The 25,609-nt window shown below is 60.8% G+C and carries 25 protein-coding genes and 1 pseudogene; 17 read left to right on the forward strand and 9 right to left on the reverse strand.

Features of this window, described 5'->3' with window-relative positions; all coding sequences use genetic code 11:
• Positions 1 to 35: 35 nt before the first annotated feature.
• Entirely contained in the window at positions 36 to 230 is a 195-nt protein-coding gene (locus tag BM438_RS18590; protein ID WP_028194701.1) for a YqaE/Pmp3 family membrane protein, read from the reverse strand.
• 86 nt (positions 231 to 316) lie between these two features.
• Complete coding sequence (locus BM438_RS18595; RefSeq protein ID WP_093635979.1) at positions 317 to 511, reverse strand: DUF1653 domain-containing protein; 195 nt, start codon at positions 509 to 511, stop codon at positions 317 to 319.
• Positions 512 to 755: 244 nt separating this feature from the next.
• Between BM438_RS18595 and BM438_RS18600 the strand changes: the two genes are divergently transcribed.
• Positions 756 to 1,160 (forward strand): OsmC family protein, encoded by a 405-nt coding sequence (locus BM438_RS18600; RefSeq protein ID WP_093636165.1) that lies wholly within the window; start codon positions 756 to 758, stop codon positions 1,158 to 1,160.
• A 202-nt stretch (positions 1,161 to 1,362) separates the two neighbouring features.
• The gene (locus BM438_RS18605) at positions 1,363 to 2,157 is read left to right on the forward strand and encodes an SDR family NAD(P)-dependent oxidoreductase (RefSeq protein ID WP_093635981.1); all 795 of its coding nucleotides are present in this window, start codon (positions 1,363 to 1,365) and stop codon (positions 2,155 to 2,157) included.
• Between the two features lie 103 nt (positions 2,158 to 2,260).
• On the opposite strand, the gene BM438_RS18610 is transcribed toward BM438_RS18605, so the two are convergent.
• Positions 2,261 to 2,905 (reverse strand): helix-turn-helix transcriptional regulator, encoded by a 645-nt coding sequence (locus BM438_RS18610; protein WP_093635983.1) that lies wholly within the window; start codon positions 2,903 to 2,905, stop codon positions 2,261 to 2,263.
• Between the two features lie 348 nt (positions 2,906 to 3,253).
• Between BM438_RS18610 and BM438_RS18615 the strand changes: the two genes are divergently transcribed.
• From BM438_RS18615 to infA, 3 genes are all read left to right on the forward strand, one after another.
• Positions 3,254 to 3,472: a hypothetical protein gene (locus BM438_RS18615; RefSeq protein ID WP_028194708.1), complete on the forward strand. Its 219-nt coding sequence runs from the start codon at positions 3,254 to 3,256 to the stop codon at positions 3,470 to 3,472.
• Positions 3,473 to 4,041: 569 nt separating this feature from the next.
• Entirely contained in the window at positions 4,042 to 4,323 is a 282-nt protein-coding gene (locus BM438_RS18620; RefSeq protein ID WP_093635985.1) for a hypothetical protein, read from the forward strand.
• A 130-nt stretch (positions 4,324 to 4,453) separates the two neighbouring features.
• Positions 4,454 to 4,726, forward strand: coding sequence for a translation initiation factor IF-1 (infA, locus tag BM438_RS18625; protein ID WP_012427521.1), 273 nt, complete (start codon positions 4,454 to 4,456; stop codon positions 4,724 to 4,726).
• A 170-nt stretch (positions 4,727 to 4,896) separates the two neighbouring features.
• On the opposite strand, the gene BM438_RS18630 is transcribed toward infA, so the two are convergent.
• A complete protein-coding gene (locus BM438_RS18630) occupies positions 4,897 to 5,640 on the reverse strand; it encodes a GntR family transcriptional regulator (RefSeq protein ID WP_200653680.1) in 744 nt (247 codons plus the stop codon).
• A gap of 269 nt (positions 5,641 to 5,909) precedes the next feature.
• Between BM438_RS18630 and BM438_RS18635 the strand changes: the two genes are divergently transcribed.
• The 5 genes from BM438_RS18635 (at position 5,910) to BM438_RS18655 (ending at position 13,425) form a co-directional block, all read left to right on the forward strand.
• Entirely contained in the window at positions 5,910 to 7,148 is a 1,239-nt protein-coding gene (locus BM438_RS18635) for a cyanate transporter (RefSeq protein ID WP_093635987.1), read from the forward strand.
• Between the two features lie 360 nt (positions 7,149 to 7,508).
• Complete coding sequence (locus BM438_RS18640; protein WP_143131723.1) at positions 7,509 to 9,614, forward strand: S8 family serine peptidase; 2,106 nt, start codon at positions 7,509 to 7,511, stop codon at positions 9,612 to 9,614.
• A 77-nt stretch (positions 9,615 to 9,691) separates the two neighbouring features.
• Entirely contained in the window at positions 9,692 to 11,509 is a 1,818-nt protein-coding gene (locus BM438_RS18645) for a tetratricopeptide repeat protein (RefSeq protein WP_093635991.1), read from the forward strand.
• A gap of 178 nt (positions 11,510 to 11,687) precedes the next feature.
• Positions 11,688 to 12,263 (forward strand): ANTAR domain-containing response regulator, encoded by a 576-nt coding sequence (locus tag BM438_RS18650; protein WP_054036012.1) that lies wholly within the window; start codon positions 11,688 to 11,690, stop codon positions 12,261 to 12,263.
• A 10-nt stretch (positions 12,264 to 12,273) separates the two neighbouring features.
• Positions 12,274 to 13,425 carry a CmpA/NrtA family ABC transporter substrate-binding protein gene (locus BM438_RS18655; protein WP_093635993.1) on the forward strand — a complete coding sequence of 384 codons (1,152 nt, stop codon included), beginning with the start codon at positions 12,274 to 12,276 and terminating at the stop codon, positions 13,423 to 13,425.
• Positions 13,426 to 13,447: 22 nt separating this feature from the next.
• On the opposite strand, the gene BM438_RS18660 is transcribed toward BM438_RS18655, so the two are convergent.
• Positions 13,448 to 14,866 (reverse strand): sensor histidine kinase, encoded by a 1,419-nt coding sequence (locus BM438_RS18660; RefSeq protein ID WP_093635995.1) that lies wholly within the window; start codon positions 14,864 to 14,866, stop codon positions 13,448 to 13,450.
• Positions 14,863 to 15,534, reverse strand: a complete 672-nt coding sequence (locus BM438_RS18665) for a response regulator (RefSeq protein WP_093635997.1) — start codon at positions 15,532 to 15,534, stop codon at positions 14,863 to 14,865. Before BM438_RS18665 ends, BM438_RS18660 begins: the two co-directional genes overlap by 4 nt.
• A gap of 139 nt (positions 15,535 to 15,673) precedes the next feature.
• Between BM438_RS18665 and BM438_RS18670 the strand changes: the two genes are divergently transcribed.
• From BM438_RS18670 to BM438_RS45545, 5 genes are all read left to right on the forward strand, one after another.
• Positions 15,674 to 16,762 carry an ABC transporter substrate-binding protein gene (locus BM438_RS18670; RefSeq protein WP_093635999.1) on the forward strand — a complete coding sequence of 363 codons (1,089 nt, stop codon included), beginning with the start codon at positions 15,674 to 15,676 and terminating at the stop codon, positions 16,760 to 16,762.
• 100 nt (positions 16,763 to 16,862) lie between these two features.
• Positions 16,863 to 18,632, forward strand: coding sequence for an ABC transporter permease (locus tag BM438_RS18675; RefSeq protein WP_093636001.1), 1,770 nt, complete (start codon positions 16,863 to 16,865; stop codon positions 18,630 to 18,632).
• Complete coding sequence (locus BM438_RS18680; protein ID WP_093636003.1) at positions 18,625 to 19,692, forward strand: ABC transporter ATP-binding protein; 1,068 nt, start codon at positions 18,625 to 18,627, stop codon at positions 19,690 to 19,692. The genes BM438_RS18675 and BM438_RS18680 overlap by 8 nt, the downstream gene beginning before the upstream one ends.
• Before the next feature lie 80 nt (positions 19,693 to 19,772).
• Entirely contained in the window at positions 19,773 to 20,849 is a 1,077-nt protein-coding gene (locus tag BM438_RS18685; RefSeq protein ID WP_093636005.1) for a porin, read from the forward strand.
• Positions 20,850 to 21,021: 172 nt separating this feature from the next.
• Complete coding sequence (locus BM438_RS45545) at positions 21,022 to 21,165, forward strand: hypothetical protein (RefSeq protein WP_167378415.1); 144 nt, start codon at positions 21,022 to 21,024, stop codon at positions 21,163 to 21,165.
• A 44-nt stretch (positions 21,166 to 21,209) separates the two neighbouring features.
• Here the strand turns inward: BM438_RS45545 and BM438_RS18690 are convergent, their stop codons facing one another.
• The 3 genes and pseudogenes from BM438_RS18690 to BM438_RS45555 all read right to left on the reverse strand — a co-directional run.
• Positions 21,210 to 21,650 (reverse strand): ester cyclase, encoded by a 441-nt coding sequence (locus tag BM438_RS18690; protein WP_093636007.1) that lies wholly within the window; start codon positions 21,648 to 21,650, stop codon positions 21,210 to 21,212.
• Between the two features lie 29 nt (positions 21,651 to 21,679).
• Positions 21,680 to 22,186 carry a DUF1269 domain-containing protein gene (locus BM438_RS46705; protein ID WP_341865757.1) on the reverse strand — a complete coding sequence of 169 codons (507 nt, stop codon included), beginning with the start codon at positions 22,184 to 22,186 and terminating at the stop codon, positions 21,680 to 21,682.
• Positions 22,187 to 22,258: 72 nt separating this feature from the next.
• Positions 22,259 to 23,149, reverse strand: a pseudogene (locus BM438_RS45555) (LysR family transcriptional regulator); the annotation flags it as partial.
• 541 nt (positions 23,150 to 23,690) lie between these two features.
• Here BM438_RS45555 and BM438_RS18700 point away from each other — a divergent pair.
• Together BM438_RS18700 and BM438_RS18705 are read left to right on the forward strand one after the other, a co-directional pair.
• Positions 23,691 to 24,749: a Dyp-type peroxidase gene (locus tag BM438_RS18700; protein WP_093636011.1), complete on the forward strand. Its 1,059-nt coding sequence runs from the start codon at positions 23,691 to 23,693 to the stop codon at positions 24,747 to 24,749.
• Positions 24,742 to 25,545: a family 1 encapsulin nanocompartment shell protein gene (locus tag BM438_RS18705; RefSeq protein WP_093636012.1), complete on the forward strand. Its 804-nt coding sequence runs from the start codon at positions 24,742 to 24,744 to the stop codon at positions 25,543 to 25,545. The genes BM438_RS18700 and BM438_RS18705 overlap by 8 nt, the downstream gene beginning before the upstream one ends.
• Positions 25,546 to 25,609: the final 64 nt, after the last annotated feature.

The following is a 25,609-nucleotide window of genomic DNA, read 5'->3' on the forward strand; positions in this document are numbered from 1 at the left end:
GACTACGCCTCGCGCCGCCCGCATCGCATTCGGCCTTACCGACCGTTGCCCATCGCCCGGGCGATTTTCTTGTCGGTGTTGTACTGACTCAGCGCATACACCGACCAGATCGCGGCCGGGATCCAGCCAATCAGCGTGATCTGCAGGATCAGGCAGATGATGCCGGCAAAAGGCCGGCCGATCGTGAAGAACTGAAACCACGGCAGAATGATGGCAAGCAAAAGACGCATTCAGATTTCCTGTTTGTATTGATCTGGCGGCACACGTTCTTCGAGCGCAAACGTGATGACGATAACGATTGCCTGAACGGGGCAGCCTAGTTGATCGGTGCGAAGCGCGGCACCTCGGTGCCGTCGACTTCGACCAGCTCGAAAAACACCGAAGCCGGACGGGTCCAGATCGTACCATTGCTGGCTTTGTAGACGATCATCGTGACAGTCGGATCCGACTCGAGCGTGGCCTCGCAAACCAGTTCGTAAATGCCGCCTTTGTAGTGTCGATAACGCACCATTCAACTACTCCTGTCCCAGTCAACGGAATCTTTTATAAACGGGCCGACGTCCTCCGAAGCAGAGCACGTGGTTTTATTGCGGCTGCCATTGTAAACCTGTGCTGGACCGCGAAAGATCACTGATGCAGGCTTACGCTGTCGCCAACACTTGCAGAGAAACCTTCGCCCGGCACATTTCGACGCGTGCCAGGCCGTGGCATGTGCATGCGCTCAATCTTTTGACGTGACACCCAAGAGGACAATGATGACTCTCGCGATCGCAACCGCCACCTCGGACGCAGATTCACCCAACTATGTCGTCAAAATCGATGCGGGCACACATAGCCTGCTCGGCGATGAAGGGCCGCGCGAAGGGGGGCAGGATAGCGGCCCAGCTCCCTTCGAATTCGTCCTTTCGGGTCTCGCGGCCTGCACCGCGGCAACGCTCAGGATGTACATGCAGAAGAAAGCATGGCCGGGCGGCCGGATCAAGGTCGACACGCAATTGCACGTGGAGCGCGAAGGCGGTCAATACATTCGGCGCACCGTATCCGTCGATGGACCTCTCGACGATAGCCAGCGCAAGCGCCTTGGCGAGATCTGCGAGAAGACGCCGGTCACCCTGTTCATCAAGCGGGGAACACGAATCGACACGACGATGCAGTGGTGAGGCGGCCCACGATCTTTCCATTATTTTTGAAAATGATTCAAAAGGCACCCCAATTATCAAAAAACGCTCCAGCTCGCACAATGCGTCACGTCCTCAGAACAGTCCGGCGATCAAAAGCATCGAGTATCGATGCTTTTGACGGGCAACCTTAGATGGCGCACGCAACGCTAATGCAGGCTCATCCCGTAGCAAGGAGCAGAACATGTTTGTCTATCGCGGCTCGACCGCCCTGATTACCGGAGCCTCAAAAGGGCTCGGCAAGGTCTTTGCGGAAACGCTGGCCGCGCGTGGCATGAACCTTGTATTGGTCGCCCGCTCGGGTGACACATTGCAGGTTCTGGCTGAGGGACTTTCCGCCAGACACGGCGTGCGAACCGTTGCGCTCAATATCGACTTGAGCCATCCCGACGCCGCCCTCCAGATCGGCGAGGAACTCGAGCGCCGCGACATTCAGGTCGATCTGCTCGTCAACAATGCGGGGCTAGGTCTGACCGGCAGTTTCCTCTCGCACGATCCGACGAAAGAGCAGTCGCAGATTCAGGTCAACGTCCAGGCGCTCGTCGCTCTCAGTCATCGGTTTGGCAGCGGTATGGCGAAGCGCGGCAGGGGCGGCATCATCAACCTCGCGTCCAACGCGAGCTTTCAGCCCCTCCCGCATATGGCCACTTACGCGGCGACCAAGGCCTTCGTCCTGTTCTTCAGCGAGGCGCTGCAATTCGAACTCGTCGGCACGGGCGTGCATGTGATGGCCGCCTGTCCGGGACCTACGGCAACGAGCTTCTTCGAAGGCGTGTCGACCAATGTGTCGCCGAAAGACATGGACAGCTCGGAGTCCGTCGTTCAGGAAACGCTCAAGGCCTTCGATAAACGAAAAGCGGTTGCGTATCCTGGACGGACCAGCGTACGCGCTGCGACCTTGCTGTCACGCTTGCTTCCCAGGGGGCTTGTGGTCCGCGTCGCCGCCATGGCGAGCGGCAAAATGGGGCTGCATAGCTAAACGCAGCGGTTCTTCACGCGGTGCGGGCGTCATCTCCTGGGCGCATCGCCCCACTGGCGGACCCGGCGCTGGGCAGCGCTAGCCCACTACGATTTGCGGACCGTCAGCCGCCCTCTTTCATCTGCTTCAGAATCTTATAGACGGTAGCGCGGCCCATCGTTAGCACAGCGGCCACGTAGTTGGCTGAACTACGGCCGCGAAACGCGCCCTGCGCATGCAGCGCCTCGACGATTTCCCGTTTGTGTTCGCGCGTGAGTGCATTGATGCCGATTTGCCGCTCGCGCAGCCAGGTATGCAGGAACGTGTTGATGCGGTCCTGCCAGTCGTCGCGGAACAGTTCCTCCGCGGGCGCGTCCGTCAGATTGCCGCCTTTGATGAACAGATCGAGCGTGGAGCGCACATCTTCAAACACCGCGATGTTGAAGTTCACGCACAGCATGCCGGCCGGCTTGCCCTCGTCGTCGAACAGGATGTTGCTCACGCAGCGCATGCGGCGACCGTCCCAGTTGAGCTTCTCGTATGGCCCGATCGTCCGGCCGCGTGCCGCGTAGTGGACTTCGTCGAGCACCGAAGGGCCACCGACTTCGAGCTTCGACAGATTGTTCACGAGATACGCGATGGTCTGATCGCGCAGGTCGTGAATCACGACTTCGGCACACGGATAGAACAAGGCCGCGATGCCGTCTGCAATGGGTGCGTAGCGGTCCAGCAGCAGGTCTTTCACAGGAGAGACGGTTGAGTTGCGCATTGAGAAATCGCAGTGTTCCAGAGAGGCGCCGTCGCTTTAGCCTGATTGAGCAAAAAAAGGACGCCGAGGTTATGGCCGGCAGGCGAGCCAGGCAAAACAATGCCGGAAGCCGTGCGCTGCAACTCGCCATTGTAACGACCCCAATCGCCAGCGACGACCGCGGGGGCCGGCGCCGGCGCAGCCGTTATTTTATTGCGGGGCCGCATCACGCACCCGGCCTTGATGGGCGCTCGACGGCATACTGCCGCCCCCTTCCAGTTGTTGCATCCGCACCCGTGGATTTTTGTTCGCTTGGCATGCGATTTTTTTTCGTGCGATAAAAGAAGCAACTATTCCACGGAGCAACAGATGGCCACGCTCGAAGCGTTTCGCGCCGTGCTCGATGACGAAGGCACGCCTGAAATCATCCGCAATCACATCATCGATTCGCTGCAATACACGCTGCGCAATCACGGACAGATTTTTACCTCGAAGGAAGTCGAATGGCTCGCCGGCTGGGATGATGCGCGCATCCCGCTCGCGGCTTCACGCGAGCTGCAAAAGCGCGTCGCCGAAACCACCCGCTGAAACTCACCCGCCTTCACCCTCACGGCGCGACCTCACACCCGGCGTGCCGCTCATGCCCCGGCGCGCCGTTCGCGGCAACTCTTTTTCGCCCAAAGCCCAGCCGGCTGGGCGGTTTGCCCGCGCGCGGAACTTTTTGCTATCCAATTAGCCCCATTTAGTGCATCATATTGGAATAGCTGTATTCCGCATCCGCGCTATTGGGGATACAGCGCGGGAACACAAGCGGCAGTACCAAGCACAGTATCAATCGGCGTCTCCGCACCACCCCCGACTGTTCGACCGCTGCGTGTCAGCGATCCCGTCACTCCGGCAATGCGCCGCCTGCATTCGCCGTCGCGAGTTGTGCAGCTGAGTGGTTCAGCTTTTACGCGCCCGATGTCTGCGCGACATCAGCGTGTTTCTTCTCCATCGAATCCGCGATTTTGCGCGGCCGCGCTCATGCCCTTGCCATCGGGCCTGTGCCAACCTTTTTCCATGGCGGCGCGCCCCAAGGTGCTGCGCTGCCGGGTCTGTCGTGCCGCGCGTAACACGCGTGACACGGCGACCACGTAATACAGGACACGTGCTTCATGAATTCAGTTGTCAAGACGTACAAGGGTTATGAAATTCACCCGCTCGTCTATCCGCGCCGCCCGGCGGACGGTCAGACGGGCCGCAATCCGGACGCAGGTTACGACGCGTCGGTGCGCATCTGCCGCGTGGGCGCCAATCCGGCAGCCGACGGGCGTGTGTTCCGTCTGCAGTATCTGTTTCCGTTCGACGGCACGGGCAAGGCGCGCATTGCGTGCATGGCCCATGCCGAGCAATTGATTGACGGCCGTGTAGACGGCCAGTCCGTAGCCGATCTTTGAGCGGTACTATCAGCGAATCAGCTGGTGCCGCAGCAGCTGGCCTGAAAGCCGACTGCCAACCGTATCAGATGTTGCGCCATGCTTAACCGCGCGGCCAACACCCACTTATCCCATCGACCAGGAGTTATGCATGGCGAAAGAAGAACTGCTTGAACTTGACGGTATCGTCGACGAAGTACTTCCGGACAGTCGTTACCGCGTGACGCTCGACAACGGCGTCGTGGTTGGCGCTTACGCGTCCGGACGCATGCGCAAGAATCACATCCGTATTCTCGCGGGCGACCGCGTGACGCTGGAACTGTCGGTTTACGATCTGACCAAAGGCCGGATCAATTTCCGTCACAAAGACGAGCGCGCCACCGGTGGCGGCGGCGCACGCAATACGCAATTCCGTCGCCGTTAAGGCTGGCGGCACGCTGACCGTTTCCTGAGTTGTTTCATGGCCGGTCCGGGCGTGGTCAATTGTTGTTATCTGGTTGTTCGCGAAGCCTTTCGCGCGCCTTCTCCGGCTTGATTCGTTGACTCGAGCCTGAGCGGCGCGCCGCGGCGTCGCATGCGTTAACCCCTCCCTTCCTACACCCCGAACACCGCACCGAGATCTGCTCCTGCGGCGCTTTTGCGCACCTGTTCGACCACCCGCTCCTCCAGTTCCGACAGATGCTCGCGCATCGCCGCGAGAGCCGCGTGCAGATCTCCCGCGTCGAGCGCTTCGATAATCTGCATATGCTCGTCCGCGGAGCAGGCCGAACCCTTCGACGGGTCGAACAACGCCTTGTATAACTCGGTCTTTGCGACGAGCTGCCCAACCAGACCGAGCAATTCCGTCCCGCCCGCCAGTTCGGTCAACAACACATGAAACTGGCCCGCGAGCCGCACGGATTCCTCGATGGTGCCGGCGTGTGACGCCTTCTCTTCGCTGCGCACATGGGCGCGCAGGCGACGTTTGTGGGCCACGCTCAAACTCCCGCACAAAGCTGCAACGATGCCCGCCTCGACAATCTGCCGGGCGCGATACACCTGACGAATGTCTTCCTCCGACGGCGACGGCACGAACGCGCCGCGATTCGCCTCGAGCACCAGCTTGCCCTCGAAACCCAGCCGCGCGAGCACCTTGCGCAACGCGCCGCGCGTGCAGCCGAACGCCGCGGCGAGATCGCGCTCGACCAGTTGCGCGCCCGGCCGCAGACGGCCTTGCAGCAATGCCGCGGTGATCGACGCATAAATGCGCTCTTCGACGCTGATCGAGTCGTCTTCAGGCGCGCTGCGGATGGGTGTGCCGGTGTTGGCTGACGGCGTACGCGAGGAACGGGAGGCCATGAGTTCAGTATTGGAGAACGGAGCGATATCGCCCGGCATTGTAGCGACGAGGGGTAGCAGACGCCATCCGCGGGCGCTCGGACTTATACCGGGCATCAGGAAAATGGTCAACCATGCCATGATATTATGGTTAACCAAAATAGTCGCGCACGGTATTTTTCACCCTGTTCGCGCCTCGTCATCCGCCTTGCCGCCGCCGGTCGCGCAGCGCCCCGCAGCGTTCTCTTCCCGCTTGCAAGGTGTCGCCCACTCTCGCATTCAGGTCCCTTGTGAATTCGCACTCCAGCGCCAGCCCGACCCCAGCCCATGCCAACGACGCCTCCCACGCGCTCACGTGGCGAGACGCGCTATGGCTGGGCGCGATTGTCGTGATCGGCATCAATCTGCGGCCCCTGCTGACGTCGATCAGCCCGCTGATGACGACGATCCGCGATGCAACCGGCTTGAGCTTTTACGGCGCGTCGTTGTTGACCAGCCTGCCGGTCGTCGCGATGGGCATCGGCGCATTCGGCGCGGGCGCGCTAACCCGGTCGATCGGCGAAACGCGCGGCGTTGCGCTCGGTTTGCTGGCGATCGCGCTTGCTTGCGGCGCCCGCTGGTCGACCGCCGGCGGCGCTACGCTCCTTGCGACGGCAGCGCTCGCGGGCGTCGGTGTCGCGGCGATTCAGGCGCTGCTGCCCGCCGTCCTGAAGCAGCGTTTCCCTGCGCGCGTGCCGCTGGCGATGGGGGTTTTCTCCGCATCGATCATGGGCGGCGGCGGCCTCGGGGCACGCTTGAGTCCGTGGGTGAGTGCTGCGATGGGGTCCTGGCATGCTGGGCTCGCGGTATGGGCGATTCCCGCTCTCGTGGCCTTGCTGTGCTGGCTGGGTTTGAACCGCGGACCTTCGCACGGCTCAGCGGTACAGCGCGCTCCGGCAGATGCGATCGATTTTTCGCTTTGGCGCAAACGGCGCGCGTGGACGCTTGGCTTGTACTTCGGGATCGTCAACGGCGGTTATACGACGCTCGTCGCGTGGTTGCCGGCTTTCTATCAACAGCATGGCGCGAGTGTCGCGGAGAGCGGGTCGCTCCTTGCCGGCATGACGGTGTTTCAGGCCGCTGCGGCCTTACTGCTGCCTCTTGCTGCCGCACCATTCCGGGATCGGCGCCCCTGGTTGGTCCTCGGATTGTCGGCGCAACTGGTCGGCCTGCTTGGCTTGATCTTCTGGCCCGATGCCGCGCCGCTGGTGTGGGTCGCCATTGCCGGCGCCGGGCTTGGCGGCACTTTCTCGCTGACGCTCGTTACCGCTATGGATCATTCGGCACACCACAGCATGGCCGGCAAGCTTGTCGCGTTTACGCAAGGTGTCGGCTTTGTCGTAGCGGCCATTACGCCCATTTTCGCTGGCATGGTCCGGGGCTGGACTGGCGGGTTCGGTGCAGCCTGGGTCATGCTGGCCGTTAGCGTTGCCGCCATGATCGTCGTGAGCGTCTTCTTTTCGCCCCGCAGTTACGCGAAATGGAACTGATGCGTTGGCATGCTGCGCGTGCACGCGTCGACGGCCTTACACAGCCGGTAAATTTTCTGACCGAAAAATAGAAACGCCTGATTGTTTATATCAATCAGGCTATTTATTATCTTCATCAAGCTATTTATAGCGTCCAAACATAAGAACCTGACCGGCTGACTAACAGCCGCAGAAGGTCACGTACCACGCAGCCGTCACCAACGGTCATTAGTTAGGAATCTTAACTCGACGGCCCGAAAAATTGCCTGTGCCGGCTGGCCAAAGGACGGCCTATGGCTTTGGCACCGCTGATGACCGCCGTACGACTGCTTCATAAAAACAGGGGCAATCATTTCTGTATGTCGTACCGGGAATAAAACCGTGAAACAAAAGAAAGATGAGAGCGTGCGGAACGACTCTCGTAGAACAACGGCTCACGTTAGCGCGCTGTGGTCCAAAGGAGGTGCGCGCTACGCATTGAAAAACGCTGCCTGTATTTCGCTTTCGCTGGCACTTGCGGCATGTGGCGGAAACGTCGGCGACGATATGACGTCCGAACCAGCACCGCCCCTGGAAAAGACAGCGGCATTAGCGGCGGCATCAAACACTGTTCCTCTGCAATTGTCCTTAAAGATGAACACGAGCGGCCTGGCTTCCGACGCGTCCAACGACCGCTTCATTGTCAAATACAAAACCGGCACCGTTGAACGCGGTTCAGCCACCGCGGTCCAGTCAAGACTCGACAGGCTGACGAATGCCTTCCCTTCGAAAGCGCGCCATGTGCGCCGCATGGGCATCGGAGCCGATGTGGTCACAACGGAACGCAAGCTGAACGTCAAGGATGCCAAAGCATTCATGCGGGCCATTGCGTCGGACCCTGACGTCGAATACGTAGAGCCCGACACGCCGATGTCCGTGACAATGGCGCCAAACGATCCGGAATACAGCAGACAGTGGGGCTTAAGCTCGAACCAGAAACCTGGCGTCACCACTGCGGGCATACGGGCGGAGCCCGCCTGGGACATGGCTAACGGTTCCGGAACCGTGATCGCGATGGTCGACAACGGCGTGACCAGTCATAGCGATCTGAATGCCAATATCCTGCCTGGGTACGATTTCACCACGAACAATCGCGGCGGCGACGGCACGAATCCGGGTATCACGACAGAGACATGCGAAGTCGTGTGGCACGGCACTCACGTCGCGGGGATCATGGCCGCGCAGACCAACAACGGCATCGGTATAGCCGGCGTCGCGCCGGCGGCAAAGGTCGTGCCGGTCCGCGTCATGAATGCGTGCGGACGAGGCTTTACGTCAGATGTCGCCGACGGCGTAACATGGGCCGCCGGTGGCAGCGTGTCGGGCGTCCCGAACAACGCCTACCCGGCGAAAGTCATTAACGTGAGCCTCGGTGGTGCGGGCTCCTGCGGGATGACGTTTCAGAACGCAATTGACTACGCAGCCAGTCGCGGTGCCGTTGTCGTTGCAGCGGTTGGCAACAATGGCAACAGCGCAACGAATTTCACGCCCGCGAACTGCCGGAACGTTATCAGCGTCGGTGGAAGCAATCGTCCCGGCTTGAAGTGGGTTCTTTCGAACTACGGGCAGACCGTTGATATCGCCGCGCCCGGCGACTCGATCTGGTCCACCTACAACAACGGAACCGCCGCGCCGGGCAGTGAAGGCTATACGTATCTTGACGGCACGTCGATGGCCGCGCCGATGGTGAGCGGCGTTATCGCACTTGCTCAGTCAGTCGCGCCCACACCCCTGACCTCCGCTGAAATGAGAGCGTTGCTGACACAGAATGTGCAAGCGTTTCCCAACGGCAAACCGGATCAACCGATCGGCTCAGGCATTCTTGACGCGAACGCGACTGTCATAGCCGCCCGGTCTGGAAAAATTCCAGCGGCAGCGGATTTCACGTGCTCTGAAGCTACGACGATCATGCAGGTGACATGCAAGGACCTGTCCACTGCCAGAGGTGCGCCGATCAAGTCATGGGCCTGGAATTTCGGCTCAGGGGGGCCTGATATAGTGCGCACGCAATCCGTCGCGCCCTATATGAACTATGACTATCCGGGGACGTATGAAATCACATTCACGGTGACGGATAGCACCGGGGCCGTTAGCAGGCTGACGCGCCCGTTTCAGGTCATTCCTCCAACCCTTACGGACCTAAGCGCCGGTAGTCCGTTGACGATCTCAGCGAAAAACGGCGAGATGCAAAATTACGCTCTGATTGTTCCCGCGGGCGTCAAGAGCCTGACGTTCGCCCTGTCGCCAGAAACAGCCAGCCAGATCGCGACTCTGTATGTCAGAGCCGGTACGCCGTCCTCGCTTCGTCCCGACTGTGAGTCCGTCATGGTGAGAGGTGGCGCAGCCACCTGCACGATCACCAACCCGGTGGCCGGAACTTACTACGGCATATTGAGTGCCGGCTCAAAACTGAGTGGCGTTTCTCTCCTGGCTACCTACGCGCAATAAATCGGCTAAACCAGCGTTGCCCCTGTGCCGCGACCGCGAATCGCAGGGGCGTACTTCCGATAATCCACGAGGAAGCAATGAATCTCGATGACGCAAACGTGAGCGCTTTCGTCGCGCGCGCAGATGTCCATTTTTCCGCGCGACGTATGACCAAGGCGATGATCGGTTACCGCAAGGTGCTCGCCGTGCGCCCGCACGATGCGCACGCGCTGCACCGTATGGGACTCGCCTGTGTTCATACGGATGAAATGGATCAGGCGCGCGCATACCTGGAACAGGCGTTGCAGGCAGCTCCTGAGCGGGCTGAATTGTGGGAACACGCAGGTCTGCTTGCCGCGTTGAAGGGTGACCATGCAGCGGCTGAAGCGTCCTATCGACGTGCGATCAGCCTGACTGGTGGTACCGCCAGTCTTCATCGAAACCTTGCCGACTGCCTGCGAGTGTCCGGCCGTCTTAACGAGGCAATGGTCCACTACGATAAGTCCGTTCAGATTGATTCGCGAGGACACCACGCCGTTCGCGCGCTGGCCCGAATTTGCACGGAGCTCGGGAAGGTCCAGGAAGCTGCTGACTACTGGCAACGAGCGTGGATGCTCGACCCGGCAAACCTGCAAGACGGACTCGACCTGATCGCGGCATTAGCTAAAGCCGGCCATAGTCGCGCGCTCGATGATGCAATCGGACAGGTCAGAACCCGCATTGCCGACAATGCCGATACGCTTAATTCACTCGCCTACGTGTTGAACACCCACGACCGCTTCAGCGAAGCGCTCAGCGTGGCCAAGCAGGGACTTGCGATCAATCCCCTACACCCGCTTCTGCATCACAACGCAGCAAGAGCACTCAGCATCACCGGCAACGTCGCCGAAAGTCGACCGCATAGTATCGAAGCAGCACGGCTTCTGCCGGATAACCCATACCTGCAGTTTCATCTCGCTGGCGTGCACCTGGCCCTTGGTGAGTTCGAAGAAGGCTGGAAGAGGTACAGATGGTTTTACGAACTCCCCGGCACGGAACACGAGCGGATTCGCCCAGACTTCCCCGAGTGGCATGGCGAACCCGTCGCAGGGTGCCGGTTCCTGCTCGTCGGCGAACAGGGGCGCGGTGATGAAATCCAGTTCCTCAGATTCGCCGATTGGCTGAGTCGTCAGGGTGCAATGGTGGATGTGCTGGTCAGCCAGCCGATCGCGGGGCTGGCTGCGAGCATGGCAGCTGTGCGGACCGTGTTCACCACCCTGCCTCCCGGTCCATACGACTACTGGTGTCATATGCTAAGGATGCCGGAGCATATGAGCCTCGATTTACCCATGCTTCCGATTGCCATGCCCTACCTCGCGGCGACACCGGAAAAACTAAGTCATTGGCAGATTCAGATAGCAGCAGCTCCACAAGACACGACGCGCGCAAAAAACAAACGTGTCGGCATCGTTTGGGCCGGCAACCCGAACCACGTTCACGACCGTTACCGGTCGATTCGACTCGATACGCTAAAGCCCCTACTTGGGCTTGCCGGGGTAACCTGGTATTCAGTGCAAAAAGGCGCCCGCGAGCGCGAAAGCGAGGGCCTGACGCATGAATACGACTTGCACACGCTCGGCCCTGCAATCCACGATTTCACGGACACCTTGGCGATATTGCAGACGCTCGATCTTCTGATTACCGTCGATACTTCCGTCGCGCATCTTGCCGGCGCGGCCGGGCTCCCCGTTTGGTTGCTCGCGCCGGCCTACCCGGAGTGGCGATGGCTGACCAACAGAACCGATAGCCCGTGGTATCCGTCAATGCGTCTATTCCGGCAGCAGAAACTGGGCGAGTGGGATCCCGTTGTCAAAGAAGTGCGAGCGGCGCTGCAACTGTGGCGTGACTCCCCGGCAACCCACCTTTGCGCTCATTAAAACAATGTTCATATCTCATGCGCCGCTTCGGTGCATGCCTTGCGCATGCCCCGTACGGGTGCAGGCCCTGCTGTCTAAACTATTTATAAGCCCATGATCGCGTTGCCTTCAGCGTAATCGTCCTGCACTGGCATACACGTTGCTTTATCGGTAGTCAGCCGTCGATAAACCACACCCCATGCTGCGTGTTCTCCTCGTAACCGATACCGACAAGCCGATAGGCGATCTGCGCGACGCCCTCGCACGACTCGGCTACGAGATGCTGGCCGGTACGGCGACGCCGCAGGCGCTGCATCGCGTGGTTCAGAGCGAGCGGCCCGACGTCATCATCATCGACACGGAATCGCCGTCGCGCGACACGCTCGAACAACTCGCGGTGATGAACGCCACCGCACCGCGTCCGGTGCTGATGTTCAGTCACGACGCAAACCAGCAATTGATCCGCGACGCGGTCGGCGCCGGGGTCACGGCCTATCTCGTCGAAGGGCTCGCCACGGAACGACTGGCGCCGATCCTCGAAGTCGCCCTCGCACGATTCGCGCAGGAATCAGAGCTGCGCGAACGCCTCGCGCAAGTCGAAAACGAACTCGCCGAGCGCAAGCTGATCGATCGCGCCAAACGCCTGCTGATGGATCAGCTGAAGATCACGGAACACGCCGCCTATGCCAACCTGCGCAAGCGCGCAATGAATCAGGGCGTCAAACTCGCCGAAGTCGCGCGCGCCGTCGTCGCGGCGGCCGACTCGCTCAAATGAAGCGCCGCACATGAACTCTCCCACCTCCCTCTCCCCATCGTCCGCGCCTGCGTCGCTCGAGAAAACCCATCTGCGGCTCGGTTTCGTTGCACTTGCCGATGTCGCACCGCTCGTCGCCGCGAAGCTGCTCGAATTCGGTCACGCTCATGGCTTGACACTGGAACTGTGCCGACAGCCGTCATGGGCCGCCGTGCGTGACAAACTGCTGTCGGGCGACCTCGATGCGGCGCATGCACTCTACGGTCTCGTCTACGGTGTGCAACTCGGCCTCGGTGGTCCGCAAACGGACATGGCCGTGCTGATGGTGCTCAATCGCAACGGCCAGGCAATCACGCTTTCGAACCGTCTCACCGACGCATTAGCCGAACACGGCACCCTGCCTAAGGCTTTGGCGACGCTCGAGCGCAAGCCGGTGTTCGCACAGACCTTCCCCACCGGCACGCACGCCATGTGGCTGTACTACTGGCTCGCATCGCAAGGCGTGCATCCGTTGCACGATATCGAGAGCGTGGCGATTCCGCCGCCGCAAATGGTCGCCGCGCTCGCGGAAGAAAGGCTCGATGGCTTCTGTGTCGGCGAGCCGTGGAATGCGATGGCTGAAGCGGAAGGCGTCGGCAGAACGGTCGCTTACACGAGCGAAGTGTGGCCCGATCATCCAGAGAAGGTGCTGGCGTGCCGGCGAGATTTTGTCAGCGCGAATCCGAATACGGCGCGAGCGCTGGTGCAGACCATGCTCGAAGCGTGCCGCTGGCTCGACGGTGCGGGGCATCGCGAGGAGATTGCGCGCTGGCTCGCGCGGCCCGAATTTATCGGTATCGATGAAGCGTTGATTGCAGCGCGGCTCGGCAGCGAGATTGCGGCCTCAGCGCCACGGGGTTTGCCCATGCGGTTCTTTGATAACGGCGCAGTGAACTATCCGCGAACAACCGACGGTGCCTGGTTCCTCACCCAGTTCGAACGTTGGGGCATGATCGACCTACGCGCGGATTACGCGGAAATCGCGGCGCACATCAATCAGACGGAGTTATATCGTGAGGCGGCAGCACGCGTCGGCATCGTGGTGCCGGGCGACGAGCGCTCTCAAGTGCTGATCGACGGTAAGGTGTGGGGTAGCGAAACGGAATCCAAGGCTTACGCGCAGAGCTTCACGATCCGCGCGTAGCGATGCGGTTGCAACATGCTCGTCACGCGGACTTTAACGCCGGAAACAGCACGCTAACCACCAACCCACCACCGGACGCATCGCTCAACGCAATCACCGCGCCATGCACGCGCGTGATTTCCCGCACGATCGATAAACCCAGCCCGCTGCCCTCGACCGCTTGCGTCGCTTCGCTGCGATAGAAGCGCTCGAACACCGCATCGCGTTCACCGATGGAAATCCCCGGCCCGTTATCGATCACCTGCAGCAACGGTTGCTCAGCTTCGCATGCAACGCGTACGGTAATCACCGCCCCATCGCCCGAATAACGAATCGCGTTGTCGATCAGATTGCCGACCAGTTCCGCGAGCAGATCGGTCTGACCCATCACGTCGATCCGCACGTCCTGTTCAAAACCGAGATCGATACCACGGGAGCGCGCCACCGGCGACCAGTCGAGCGTGACGCTGCGCGCCACTTTATGCAGCGGCACAGCGGCATGCTTGACCGTATAACCGCTGTCCGCATCGAGCCGCGAGAGCGACAGCAATTGCTGCACGATACGCACCGCCTGCTGCACCGCGCGATTCAGCCGTCGCAAATGCACGCCTTGCCGAGCATTGCCGTTCGAGGGCTCATCGCCACCGTCGATATCGCGCAACGCCAGCTCCGACTCCGCCTGAATGATCGCAAGCGGCGTCTTTAACTGATGCGCCGCGTCGTTAAAGAATCGCCGGCGCGATAACTGCATCAACTGCGTGCGGCCGATGTACTGATTGATCGAATCGACCAGCGGCGCGACTTCACTCGGCAGGTCCACCGTATCGAGCGGCGTAGGATCGTCCTCGGCACGCGCGGCGACTTTCGCCGACAGGCGGTTCAGCGGCCGCAAGCCGCGCGCCACCCCCAGCCACACGATGCCCAGCGCGAGCACCACCAGCAGGAATTCCTGTTGCAGCGAGCCGATCAGAATCTCGCGCGCCAATGCCTGGCGCTGCTCGATCGTTTCGCCGACCCGCACCAGCACCACACGCGTCTGCGCCGACGGCACATCATGGACTGGCAATCTCAGCATCGCGACGCGTAACGGCCGTCCGCGAAACACGTCGTCGTAAAACTGCACACTGTAGGGCTCGGCAAGCGCCTTCGTACCCGACGGCAGATCCGGATAGCCGGTCACCACCCGGCCGCCCTCCTCGCGGATCTGATAGTAGATGTTGCCGCCGCCGTTGGATTCGAACATCTCCAGCGCGAGATACGGCAAGTCGACTTCGATCTGGCCGTCGCGCAAACGGATACCGTCGCGTATCGAACGCAGCGAAAACTCTAACGTTCGATCGAAGGCCGCGTGCGCCGCGTTCATTGCACGTTGATACGTGAGCCATGCATCGAAGGCGAGCAGCAGAAGCAGCGGCAGCAACAACCAGAGCGCGACGCGAACGCGCAGATTCGGCCGCGTCATGCGTCTTTCGCTTCCAGCAGATAGCCAAGCCCGCGCAGCGTCACGATGCCGACCGAACTGCGTTCGAGTTTCTTGCGCAGACGATGCACGTAGATTTCGATGGCATCGGCATTCACCGATTCATCGAGCCCAAAGATTTTCTCCGAGAGCGTGTCCTTGTTGATCGCGCGGCCGTTGCGCAGGATCAGCACCTCGAGCACCGAACGTTCGCGCGGGGTCAAGGCGAGCGGCTCGCCATTGAGGGTGAAGCCCCGGTCGACGCTGTCGTAAAGCAGCGTACCGCATTGCGCATGCAGCGGTTCCTGGCCGTGGCTCCGGCGCAGCAGCGCCCTTGCACGCGCCTCGAGTTCGGTAAGCGCAAAGGGCTTGGCGAGGTAATCGTCGGCGCCGAGATCGAGTCCGCGCACGCGCTCTTCCACCGAACCATGCGCAGTCAGCATCAATACCGGCACCGCGTTGCGCCGCGCGCGCAGACGGCGCAGCACTTCGAGGCCGTCGAGCTTCGGCAAACCGATATCGAGAATCACCAGCGCGTAGTCCTGTGTGCGCAAAACATGGTCGGCGGATTCGCCGTCGTGCATGCAGTCAACCGTGAGTTTCGCGCTGGTCAACGCATCGGTTAGCGAGCGGGAAAGGATCGGATTGTCTTCGACGAGCAGCACACGCATAAACAGAATCCCAGGGAAATCCATGAGGCGAATTCGACCATTGTGACGCATTTTCCTCGAAAACTGAAAGCATTCAGAAAGCACGCGTCTCTTACCATTCGCCTACACAAAACAAACACAATGTTTTCTGGAGGAAGACGTGCAAATCTCTTTGAAGTATCTCGCCGTAGCCGTTGCATTCGCCGCAAACTCAGCATGGGCGGCCTTTCCGGCCGGTTATCCTAGCGATTATCAGACCACCGTTGACGGGGCAAAGAAGGAAGGCAAGCTGATCGTGTATTCGGTCACGGACACGGCCCTCGTGCGCCCGCTCATCAAGGATTTTGAAAGCTTGTATGGCGTCAAGGTCGAATACAACGACATGAACAGCACCGAGCTGTACAACCGCTACATCAGCGAAAACGCGGCCAGCAGCACGAGCGCCGACGTGCTGTGGAGCTCGGCGATGGACCTGCAGGTCAAGCTCGTCAACGACGGTCTGATGGCGAGTTACGAATCGCCCGAAGCGAAGCAGTTGCCTCAATGGGCGCAGTACCAGAAGCAGGCGTACGGCACCACGTATGAGCCGCTGGCGATCGTCTACAACAAGCGCCTGCTGGCCGCAGGGGAAGTGCCGCAAACCCGCGCCGATCTGATCAAGCTGCTGCAAAGCAAACCGGATCAATTCAAGGGCAAGGTCACCACGTACGACATCGAAAAATCTGGTGTCGGCTTCAACTATCTGACGCAAGATGCGCGCGTCAATCCGCAAGTCACGTGGGACCTCGTGAAAGCAATGGGTGCAACCGGCCCGAAACTGCAATCGAGTACTGGCGCGATGATGGAGCGCATTTCTTCGGGTGAGAACCTGATCGGCTACAACATTCTCGGCTCCTACGCGCTCACCAAAGCGAAGAAGGACCCGTCGATCGGCTACGTCTATCCGAAGGACTACACGCTGGTGGTGAGCCGCCTCGTGACGATTTCGAAGAAGGCGCAAAGCCCGAACGCCGCAAAGCTGTGGGTCGATTACCTGCTGTCGCAACGCGGCCAGACCTTGCTCGCGAACCAGGCGAGCCTGTTCTCGATTCGCGCGGACGTCGAAGGCGAAACGTCGATGGCGGGTCTCACGAAACAACTCGGCGACTCACTAAAGCCGATCCCGATCGGCTCCGGCCTGCTGGTTTATCTCGACCAGTCCAAGCGGCTTGAATTCCTCAAGCAATGGCAACAGTCGATCAAGCGCTAAGCCTCGGCTGACCTGACGGCGTCCACGCTGAAACGCGCGGACGCCGCGCCTTCCTTCACTACCTGTCGATATGCGGCTTTCACGCTGCAGGGGGACACTCATGCTTTCCACTAGCGCCACCGGACACCGCGATGCCCCACCTCTCGCGGCCGACGGCGGCACGATAGGCGCGCTGCCGCGCGGCGGTCTGCAGCCGTTTGCGGGGCTGCTGCGCTGGCTCGTCATCGCGGTGCTGACCGTCGCGGTGGCGCTGCCGCTCGGCTTCATTCTGTTCCAGAGCGTGCTGAACGCGCCGTTCTTCGACGCCAAACGCACGCTCGGTCTTGCCGGCTTCGAATTCATTTTCAGCGACCCCGACTTCTGGTCCGCGCTGAAGAACTCTTTCGTCATCGCGGCAGGGATGCTGTTCATCTCGATCCCACTCGGCGGCATTCTCGCGTTCCTGATGGTGCGCACCGACCTGCCGGGCCGCCGCTGGCTCGAACCGCTGCTGCTCACCCCCGTATTCGTTTCGCCGATGGTGCTCGCATTCGGCTATGTGGTCGCGGCCGGTCCGGTCGGCTTCTATTCGGTCTGGTGGAAGGCACTGTTCGGCACCGCCGAAGCGCCATGGAGCGTGTACTCGATTCTCGCGATTACGATCATCGTCGGCCTCACGCATGTGCCGCACGTGTACCTGTATTCGTCGGCGGCGCTGCGCAATCTCGGCTCGGACGTCGAAGAAGCGGCGCGCGTCGCCGGTGCGCGACCGTTCCGTGTCGCGCTCGACGTCAGTCTGCCGATGACGTTGCCCGCCTTGCTGTTCGCCGGCGTGCTGGTGTTCTTCCTCGGCTTCGAAGTGTTTGGTCTGCCGCTCGTACTCGGCGACCCCGAAGGTCACCTCGTGCTGGCGACGTATCTGTACAAGCTCACCAACAAGCTCGGCGTGCCTTCGTATCACCTGATGGCCGCGGTCGCCGTGTGCATCGTCGCAATCACGTTCCCGCTCGTGCTGCTGCAACGACGCCTGCTGAAGAGCGCGAACCGCTTCGTCACGGTCAAGGGTAAGGCAGGACGTCAAACCGTACTGCCGCTCGGCGCATGGCGCTGGGTTGCGCTGGCGATCGTCGCGCTGTGGCTGCTGCTCACGGTGTTCGTGCCGCTCTCCGGCATCACGCTGCGCGCGTTCGTCACCAACTGGGGCGAAGGCGTGAATCTCGCCGAAGTGCTGACGCTCGCCAACTTCACCGAGTTGTTCGAACAGGACAACCTGGTCCGCGCGATTCTCAATACGCTCGGCATCGGCGTGCTCGGTGGCGCGCTCGCAGTGGGTTTCTATTCGCTGGTCGCCTTTGCCGGTCATCGCCGCAACGACTGGGCCACGCGCCTGCTCGACTACCTCGTTCTGCTGCCGCGTGCGGTGCCCGGCCTGCTCGCCGGTCTCGCCTTCCTGTGGATCTTCCTCTTCGTGCCCGGCCTGAAGGAACTGAAGAACTCCATGTGGAGCATCTGGATCGCGTACACGGTCGTGTGGCTCGCGTACGGCATGCGCCTGATTCAAAGCGCGTTGCTGCAGGTCGGCCCCGAACTCGAAGAAGCGGGACGCAGCGTCGGCGGCACCCGCGCGCGCGTCAGTCTCGACGTGACGCTGCCGCTCGTGCGTTTCGGTCTGCTCGCGGCATGGCTGCTGATCTTCATGATCTTCGAGCGCGAATACTCGACCGCCGTCTATCTGCTCTCGCCCGGCACGGAAGTGATCGGCGCGCTACTGGTGTCGCTGTGGGCGACCGGCGCGGTCGATCAGGTCGCGGCGCTTTCTGTCATCAACATCGCGATGGTCGGCGTCGGACTCGGCGTCGCCCTGCGCTTCGGAGTGAAATTGCATGGATAAGCTCTCGGTCGACAACCTGTTTCTCAGCTATGGCGACAACCCGATTCTAAAGGGCGTGTCGTTCGAACTGAACCCCGGCGAAGTGGTATGCCTGCTGGGCGCATCGGGCAGCGGCAAGACCACCCTGCTGCGCGCAGTCGCGGGACTCGAACAACCGTCTTCGGGCCGTATCGAACTGGACGGCAAGGTGTTTTTCGACGGTGCGTCCAAAGTCGATCTGCCAGTCGAACAACGTTCGCTTGGGCTGGTGTTTCAGTCGTATGCGCTGTGGCCGCATCGCACGGTGGCGGACAACGTGGGCTATGGATTGAAGTTGCGGCGCGTATCAAGCGCGGAGCAAAAAAAACGCGTGCAGTCTGCGCTCGACCAACTCGGCCTCGGCCATCTCGCCGCGCGTTATCCGTATCAGCTTTCCGGCGGCCAGCAACAGCGTGTGGCGATTGCGCGGGCGCTGGTCTACAACCCGCCCGTCATTCTGCTCGACGAACCGCTGTCGAATCTCGACGCCAAGCTGCGTGAAGAAGCGCGCGCCTGGTTGCGCGAACTGATCGTATCGCTCGGCCTGTCCGCGTTGTGCGTCACGCACGACCAGACCGAAGCGATGGCGATGTCCGACCGCATCCTGCTTCTGCGCAACGGCCGCATCGAACAGGAAGGCACGCCCGCTGAACTGTATGGCGCGCCCCGCTCGCTCTATACCGCCGAATTCATGGGCAGCAATAACCGGATCGACGCGCGCGTTGCCGCGGTCGACGGTGAACGCGTGACGCTGGCCGGCGACGGCTGGCAATTGCAAGCCCAGGCGCGCGAAGCGCTTACCACCGGGCAAAACGCGCAGGCCGTGATTCGCCTCGAGCGCGTGCAGGTCACCGATGGCCCAGGCGCAAACCGCCTCGAGGCCGACCTCATCACGTCGATGTATCTCGGCGATCGTTGGGAATACCTGTTCCATTGCGGCGATCTGCGCCTACGCGCCTTCGGCCATGTGCCGCGCGCCGCCGGCCGTCACTGGATCGAATTCCCGGCCAACGACTGCTGGGCCTTCGCACAGGCGGGCTGAAGCGAGTTCAAACGTGCTGATGGACCCAGCCACACCGTATCCCCAACCGAAGTGAATAAACCAAGCACAGGAGACTGTTGATGAAGTGGAGCATGACAAAGGCGACCCTCGGCGTGACGTGCGCCGGCCTCGCTGGATTTGCAGCAACGGCGCATGCGCAATCGAGCGTGACCTTGTACGGGATCGTCGATGCGGGCGTCGAATACGTGAATCATGCGAGCAAGGACGGCGGCGCTGCGCGCCTCGTCTCGGGCGGCAAGAACACCTCACGTTGGGGCCTGCGTGGCGTCGAGGACCTCGGTGGCGGACTGAAGGCCGTCTTCCAGTTGGAAAGCGGCATCAACGTCGCGAACGGCCAGTTCGACGACGGTCCCGGCGCGATCTTCGACCGCCGCGCCACAATCGGCCTGAAAAACCGCTTCGGGCAAATCACGCTCGGCCGCAATTTCACGACCACCTACGACTACATGCTGCAGTTCGACCCGATGGGTTACGCGCCGAACTACTCGTGGGCGACGTCATCCACTGCTACCGGTGGTCGTAAGGACGGCTTGTTCTCGCGCTCGGCCAACGCCGTGCGCTATGACGGCACGTACGCCGGCTTCAAGTTCGGCGCCATGTACGGCTTCGGCAACGTGCCGGGCAGCATGAAGTCGAGCTCCAAGTACGACTTCGGTCTCGGCTACGAGAACGGTCCGTTTGCCGTCGTCGCCACCTTCGACCGGCAGAACGGCGCGAACGACAGCGTGACGCCCGCGGATACCACCAACTACATTCAAGGCATCCACGCGGGCTTGAGCTACGACTTCGGCACGGTGAAGGCCATGGCCGGCTATCGCAACTATCGGCGCACCTTCCACACCGCCGCGCCGACCTTGCGCAGCGATATGTACTGGGTCGGCGGCCAATACGATGTGACGCCGTTCTTCTCGCTGTTTGCCGCGGTCTACCATCAGGACATCAAGGACGCGAGCGACGCCGATCCGACGCTGTTCTCGCTGCGCGCGCAATACGCATTGTCGAAGCGGACGGTGCTGTATATGGCGGGCGGTTACGCGATGGCCAAGCATGACAACGCGGTCAGTCTGTCGCGTGACCTGACTGGCGCGGCGGATACGCAAGCGGGTGTGACGGCGGGGATTCAGCACCGGTTCTGACGCATCATGAACGGATAACGCATAGAGGCGTGCAGGCATCCAAAGCGGAGCGAGGCGCGGCGAAGGTCAATCCTTCGCCGCGCCTCGCTCGTTTGCTTTTAGATGGATTCGGGCAGTCCATTCGCCTAGAATGGATCAGACAAACGGAGCACTCGCCGACAGGAGCCATGCCATGTCCCAGGTAAGCCGTGATACCCGTAAGACGCCTCGCCACGGCCTGCTGTGGTTCATTGCATTGTGGCTGCTTGGCGTCGGCGGGACGGCACTGCTCGTGCTTCCGTTTCATCTCCTGGTCGCTGCAGCAATGCATCACTAGCATCGGCATGGTCGCCGGCGCTTCTGCGTCCGTCCTTGCGCAATTCAAGAATGTTCAAGCGTTGGTGGCAACTGTCCAAGTTGCCGGAACACCGATAGCCAGTCTTCAAGATGCCACGTCTTCGCGATTAAATTTCCACGCATCTGATGGAAAGAGTGAATCGCGAAGCTGATGTGTTTGGAACTGGCAGCAATGCCCAGTAGCGTCCCGGTTTGCGTACCCGTGATCTCTGCGCGAACGCCCACCCGGTCTCCATGAATCAACACGTCGAGAATGGTGATTTTCATATCCGGCAGTGCTGTGGCGATGTTCGCGAATATTTGAACCATCTGGTCAGGTCCCGGCGCCGCCCCAGCGGGCTCAGGAATATATTCCCAATCGGGCGTAACGACCTTTCGTAACAACACGACGCTTTTCTGCTCGAAGGCGCGATAGAGCCCTTCAATCGCTTCACGAGTGGTAGCTTCGTCGGTAGATACGGCCATGTCCGGTTACTCCTGAAGAATGCACACGGTCAGGCAAGCGGTTTGCGAAACACACTCCCGCCGTAACCGAGCACGATATTGTCGACTTCAAACGGTGACGCCTCCTGCGCCTCGAGGATGAATGCCACGTGGCCCGGGGTCAGTTTGCCGGATATCGATGCGACCAGGTCGTCGTCGAACGTCGCCTTGATCGCATGCTCAGCCAGTCCACCGCTCGCCCCTATCGTGAAGCCAAGTAGCGCCCCTGCCGGTCCACCAAGCATCCCAATCAAACCGCCCGTCAGCGCACCGATCACTGTGCCCCAAAACGGCCGGGTTTGCTTGTCGAGCAGGACCAGCTTACCTGTTGCGTCCTTTTGAACCAGCACGCCACTTTCGATTTTGAAACCAAGGTCTTTTTCCTCAAAATTCCGGAAATCCCGACCGGCTCTTTCGGCGACGTCCACACTGTCGAAAACCGCGACGATCAACTGTTGTGCCATTTGATAGCTCCTTGACTCGGCTACGTTGTCTATCAAAGATAGTGATTTTCGCATCGCGTGCCATTTGTTTATTTCCGATTCATGGTATCGGTCGAGGTGGGCTTTGACCTCGGCGCGCGCTCTGCCGAGGATTTCCGGCGTGCAATGGTTTAGCATCGTCACAATCAGTTGTACCCGCATGGGTATCTGACGTTGGGTCTGACTCAGGAGATTCAGTTCGAATGGCGGCAGCTCGAATTCCGGCAGGATTCGGACCAGCTTGCCCGCGGCGAGCGCATCTACGCATGCCGGCTCTTCCAGCACCCCGATGCCGGCGTCCGACAGGATCATTTCATACATGGGCCGCCAATGACTGGTCTTGATCGCAGTACGGATCGGCGCGCTCTCCACAATGTTCGCCATGTGCCTGAGCGGCAACTGATCCGTGCCGAACATGCCCTGAACCCGAATAAACGGATGCTTGCCCAGTTCAGACGGTTCGGTGATCGGACCGTGCTGGCTGAGATAGCCTGGCGCGGCAACGAGAACCCGCCCAACCTGCCCCAACTGACGGGCAATGAACGCCCCTTCGCCAAGTTGTCCAAGACGAAACGAAATATCGACGCCCTCCGTCACCAGGTCGACGATCCGGTCGTTCAGGACCAGCTCCAGGTCCAGTTGCGGATAGGCTGCGCGCACCAGCGTCAACGCTTCCGGCACGACCGTCTCGCCAAAACAATGAGGCGCCGCGATACGAATCGTTCCCGTGAGACCCTGCTCGTCGCTCGACACTTCAGCGACCGCCTGTTCCACGGCGTGCAGAATCCTCTTGCTACAGTTGTAGAAAGTCACGCCCTCGGGCGTGCGATTGAAAGCGCGCGCACTACGGCGCAGGAGCCGGCAGCCAAGGTACTTCTCCAGCCGCTCGATGCGTTCGCTCGCGGCCGGCTGCCCGATATTGAGGTCCCGTGCCGCGCCGGAGATACTCCCACGCTCAACCACCCTGACGTAGATGCGCATGGCTTCGAGCAGATTCACCGCACCCCACCTCCATTCGCAATGCGAATTATCTGGCGCAGCCTTTCTTGCTGCGATAGACAGCCTTGAACGGATGGTAACGATATGACAGGAGAATAAAAGGCCGCCAGTCCGATATGAAGTATCGAATGAGAAGCAGAGATTTACGACAAAACTATGTCGAACTTTATCGGCACATGATCTCGCCTGACGCCGCTTGATACCTTGCCGGCCGGCCAGCATGCAAAACACAATCGGGTCGCCCGTCTGGCTTCGGAATGCCGCATTCGGACTCATCCAGATCCTTTGCCCTGTTTCCATAATGTGCCTGGGCGGTATAACATCTCTGGACGCATAGTTGAACATCGACAATGTCACGTATATCTGCGCACCTCCTGATGACGAAGCAACGCTTAATGTGTACTTGCGGCGGCTGCGGCAGCACACATGCCTCAATCATCCGGACGAAAAATTTGCGCGAGCCTTAGACAGATGATCGCGAAGGCGGAAAGACATTCGCTCCATTCCCGGAATCAATAACGGTTCATCAATATTCAATCCGATGCCCAAAGACACCCCAGAATCGCAAGCCGTCTGTAATGACATCACACGTAGCGCGATCTTCATCGTCGCGACCCTCGCGCCCGGCCAGGAGCCCGCTGAACAGGTGCGTGCGTGGTGCGGGGACGTTGCCGCCCTGGTACGCTCGGTCGGCAAGCGCGTCCCCTCCGGCAACCTGTCGTGCGTGGTCGGCTTTGGCTCCGAAGTGTGGGACACGTTGTTCGGCGCCCCGCGCCCGGCGAGCCTGCATCCGTTCCGCGAATTCGGCGCAGGCGAACGCCGCGCCGTGAGTACGCCGGGGGATATCCTGCTGCACATCCGCGCGGATCAGATGGATCTCTGCTTCGAGCTCGCCACGCAGCTGACAGGACGGCTCGGTACGGCGGTCTCGGTCATCGAGGAAGTACACGGTTTTCGCAACTTCGATCTGCGCAGCATGGTGGGCTTTGTTGACGGCACCGAGAATCCGCAGGGTCGCGAGGCTGTCGATTTCACCCGCATCGGTGACGAGGACCCGGAGTTCGAGGCCGGCAGTTATGTCATCGTGCAGAAGTATCTGCACGACATGACTGGCTGGAATTCGCTTTCCGTCGAGACTCAGGAGCGCATTATCGGCCGTACGAAACTGGCTGACATTGAGCTCGATGCAGCGGTCAAACCGACGTGTTCACACAGCTCGCTCACCACGATCACCGAGAACGGCGAGGAAGTAAAAATCCTCCGCGACAACATGCCATTCGGCCGCCCCGGCATGGGCGAATTCGGCACCTACTTTATCGGTTACGCGCGTTCGCCCGAGCCTATCGAGCAGATGATGGAAAACATGTTCGTCGGGCGGCCGCCGGGCAACTACGACCGGCTGCTCGACTACAGCCGCGCGGTCACGGGCAACCTCTTCTTCATCCCGTCGGCCACCTTGCTCGAAGCGCTCGCAGATCGCGATCCGCAAGCGGCCGCCGCCGTTGTCGAGCAACCGCTCGAATCAACTTCATCCGCCGAGTCGCGTCACGACGGCTCGCTGAACATTGGCTCTCTCAAGGGAATCTCTCAACATGAATAATCTGCATCGCGAGCTTGCCCCCATCTCCCGTGCCGCCTGGTCGCAGCTCGAAGACGAAGTGGCGCGCACGTTCAAGCGCAGCGTCGCCGGCCGTCGTGTGGTCGATGTCAAGGGTCCTGGCGGAACCGAACTGTCTGGCGTCGGCACGGGGCATCAGATCGCAATCGCCGCGCCGCAGCAGGGCGTCGTGGCGAAGCTGGCTGAGGTAAAGAGCCTCGTGCAATTGACCGTGCCGTTCGAGCTGCAGCGCGAAGCAATCGACAGCGTCGTGCGCGGCGCGAAAGACGCCGACTGGCAGCCCGCGAAGGAAGCAGCCAAGCAGCTCGCCTATGCCGAAGATCGCGCGATTTTCGATGGATATAAGGCTGCGGGCATTGGCGGGCTTCGCGAAGGCTCGTCGAATCCGTCGCTCGCGCTGCCGGCCGACGTCAGCGATTATCCGAACACGATCAGCAACGCGCTCGAAGAGCTGCGGCTTGCCGGTGTCGACGGACCCTATTCCGTGCTGCTCGGCGCCGATGCATATACGGCGCTCGGCGAGGCGCGCGATCAGGGTTATCCGGTGATCGAGCACATCAAGCGGATCGTGAATGGCGACATCATCTGGGCGCCCGCGCTTGCCGGCGGCAGCGTGCTATCCACGCGTGGCGGCGACTTCGAGTTGCATCTTGGCGAAGAGCTGTCTATCGGATACGTGAGCCATACCGATACCGTAGTGCGCCTCTATCTGTGCGAGACGCTGACATTCCTGATGCTGACGAGCGAAGCGTCGGTGTCGTTGACGCAGGCAGAGTAAGCGCCTTCCGATTCCTGCTATCGGTTGCCGGGGGTTGCCAGATATCCCGGCCTCAGCCATCGTT

Origin of the sequence: Paraburkholderia aspalathi (assembly GCF_900116445.1) — a bacterium.
Taxonomy (GTDB): domain Bacteria; phylum Pseudomonadota; class Gammaproteobacteria; order Burkholderiales; family Burkholderiaceae; genus Paraburkholderia; species Paraburkholderia aspalathi.

Coding starts and splice junctions, on each gene's coding strand:
- BM438_RS18600 (WP_093636165.1), top strand. CDS start 756: ATGACTCTCGCGATCGCAACCGCCACCTCGGACGCAGATTCACCCAAC.
- BM438_RS18620 (WP_093635985.1), top strand. CDS start 4,042: ATGAATTCAGTTGTCAAGACGTACAAGGGTTATGAAATTCACCCGCTC.
- BM438_RS18685 (WP_093636005.1), top strand. CDS start 19,773: ATGAAGTGGAGCATGACAAAGGCGACCCTCGGCGTGACGTGCGCCGGC.
- BM438_RS18610 (WP_093635983.1), bottom strand. CDS start 2,905: ATGCGCAACTCAACCGTCTCTCCTGTGAAAGACCTGCTGCTGGACCGC.
- BM438_RS18700 (WP_093636011.1), top strand. CDS start 23,691: ATGCCCAAAGACACCCCAGAATCGCAAGCCGTCTGTAATGACATCACA.
- infA (WP_012427521.1), top strand. CDS start 4,454: ATGGCGAAAGAAGAACTGCTTGAACTTGACGGTATCGTCGACGAAGTA.
- BM438_RS45545 (WP_167378415.1), top strand. CDS start 21,022: ATGTCCCAGGTAAGCCGTGATACCCGTAAGACGCCTCGCCACGGCCTG.
- BM438_RS18595 (WP_093635979.1), bottom strand. CDS start 511: ATGGTGCGTTATCGACACTACAAAGGCGGCATTTACGAACTGGTTTGC.
- BM438_RS18645 (WP_093635991.1), top strand. CDS start 9,692: ATGAATCTCGATGACGCAAACGTGAGCGCTTTCGTCGCGCGCGCAGAT.
- BM438_RS18630 (WP_200653680.1), bottom strand. CDS start 5,640: ATGGCCTCCCGTTCCTCGCGTACGCCGTCAGCCAACACCGGCACACCC.
- BM438_RS18665 (WP_093635997.1), bottom strand. CDS start 15,534: ATGCGTGTGCTGCTCGTCGAAGACAATCCGATCCTTTCCCGCTCGCTA.
- BM438_RS18680 (WP_093636003.1), top strand. CDS start 18,625: ATGGATAAGCTCTCGGTCGACAACCTGTTTCTCAGCTATGGCGACAAC.
- BM438_RS18675 (WP_093636001.1), top strand. CDS start 16,863: ATGCTTTCCACTAGCGCCACCGGACACCGCGATGCCCCACCTCTCGCG.
- BM438_RS18690 (WP_093636007.1), bottom strand. CDS start 21,650: ATGGCCGTATCTACCGACGAAGCTACCACTCGTGAAGCGATTGAAGGG.
- BM438_RS18590 (WP_028194701.1), bottom strand. CDS start 230: ATGCGTCTTTTGCTTGCCATCATTCTGCCGTGGTTTCAGTTCTTCACG.
- BM438_RS18655 (WP_093635993.1), top strand. CDS start 12,274: ATGAACTCTCCCACCTCCCTCTCCCCATCGTCCGCGCCTGCGTCGCTC.
- BM438_RS46705 (WP_341865757.1), bottom strand. CDS start 22,186: ATGCGAAAATCACTATCTTTGATAGACAACGTAGCCGAGTCAAGGAGC.
- BM438_RS18650 (WP_054036012.1), top strand. CDS start 11,688: ATGCTGCGTGTTCTCCTCGTAACCGATACCGACAAGCCGATAGGCGAT.
- BM438_RS18605 (WP_093635981.1), top strand. CDS start 1,363: ATGTTTGTCTATCGCGGCTCGACCGCCCTGATTACCGGAGCCTCAAAA.
- BM438_RS18660 (WP_093635995.1), bottom strand. CDS start 14,866: ATGACGCGGCCGAATCTGCGCGTTCGCGTCGCGCTCTGGTTGTTGCTG.
- BM438_RS18705 (WP_093636012.1), top strand. CDS start 24,742: ATGAATAATCTGCATCGCGAGCTTGCCCCCATCTCCCGTGCCGCCTGG.
- BM438_RS18615 (WP_028194708.1), top strand. CDS start 3,254: ATGGCCACGCTCGAAGCGTTTCGCGCCGTGCTCGATGACGAAGGCACG.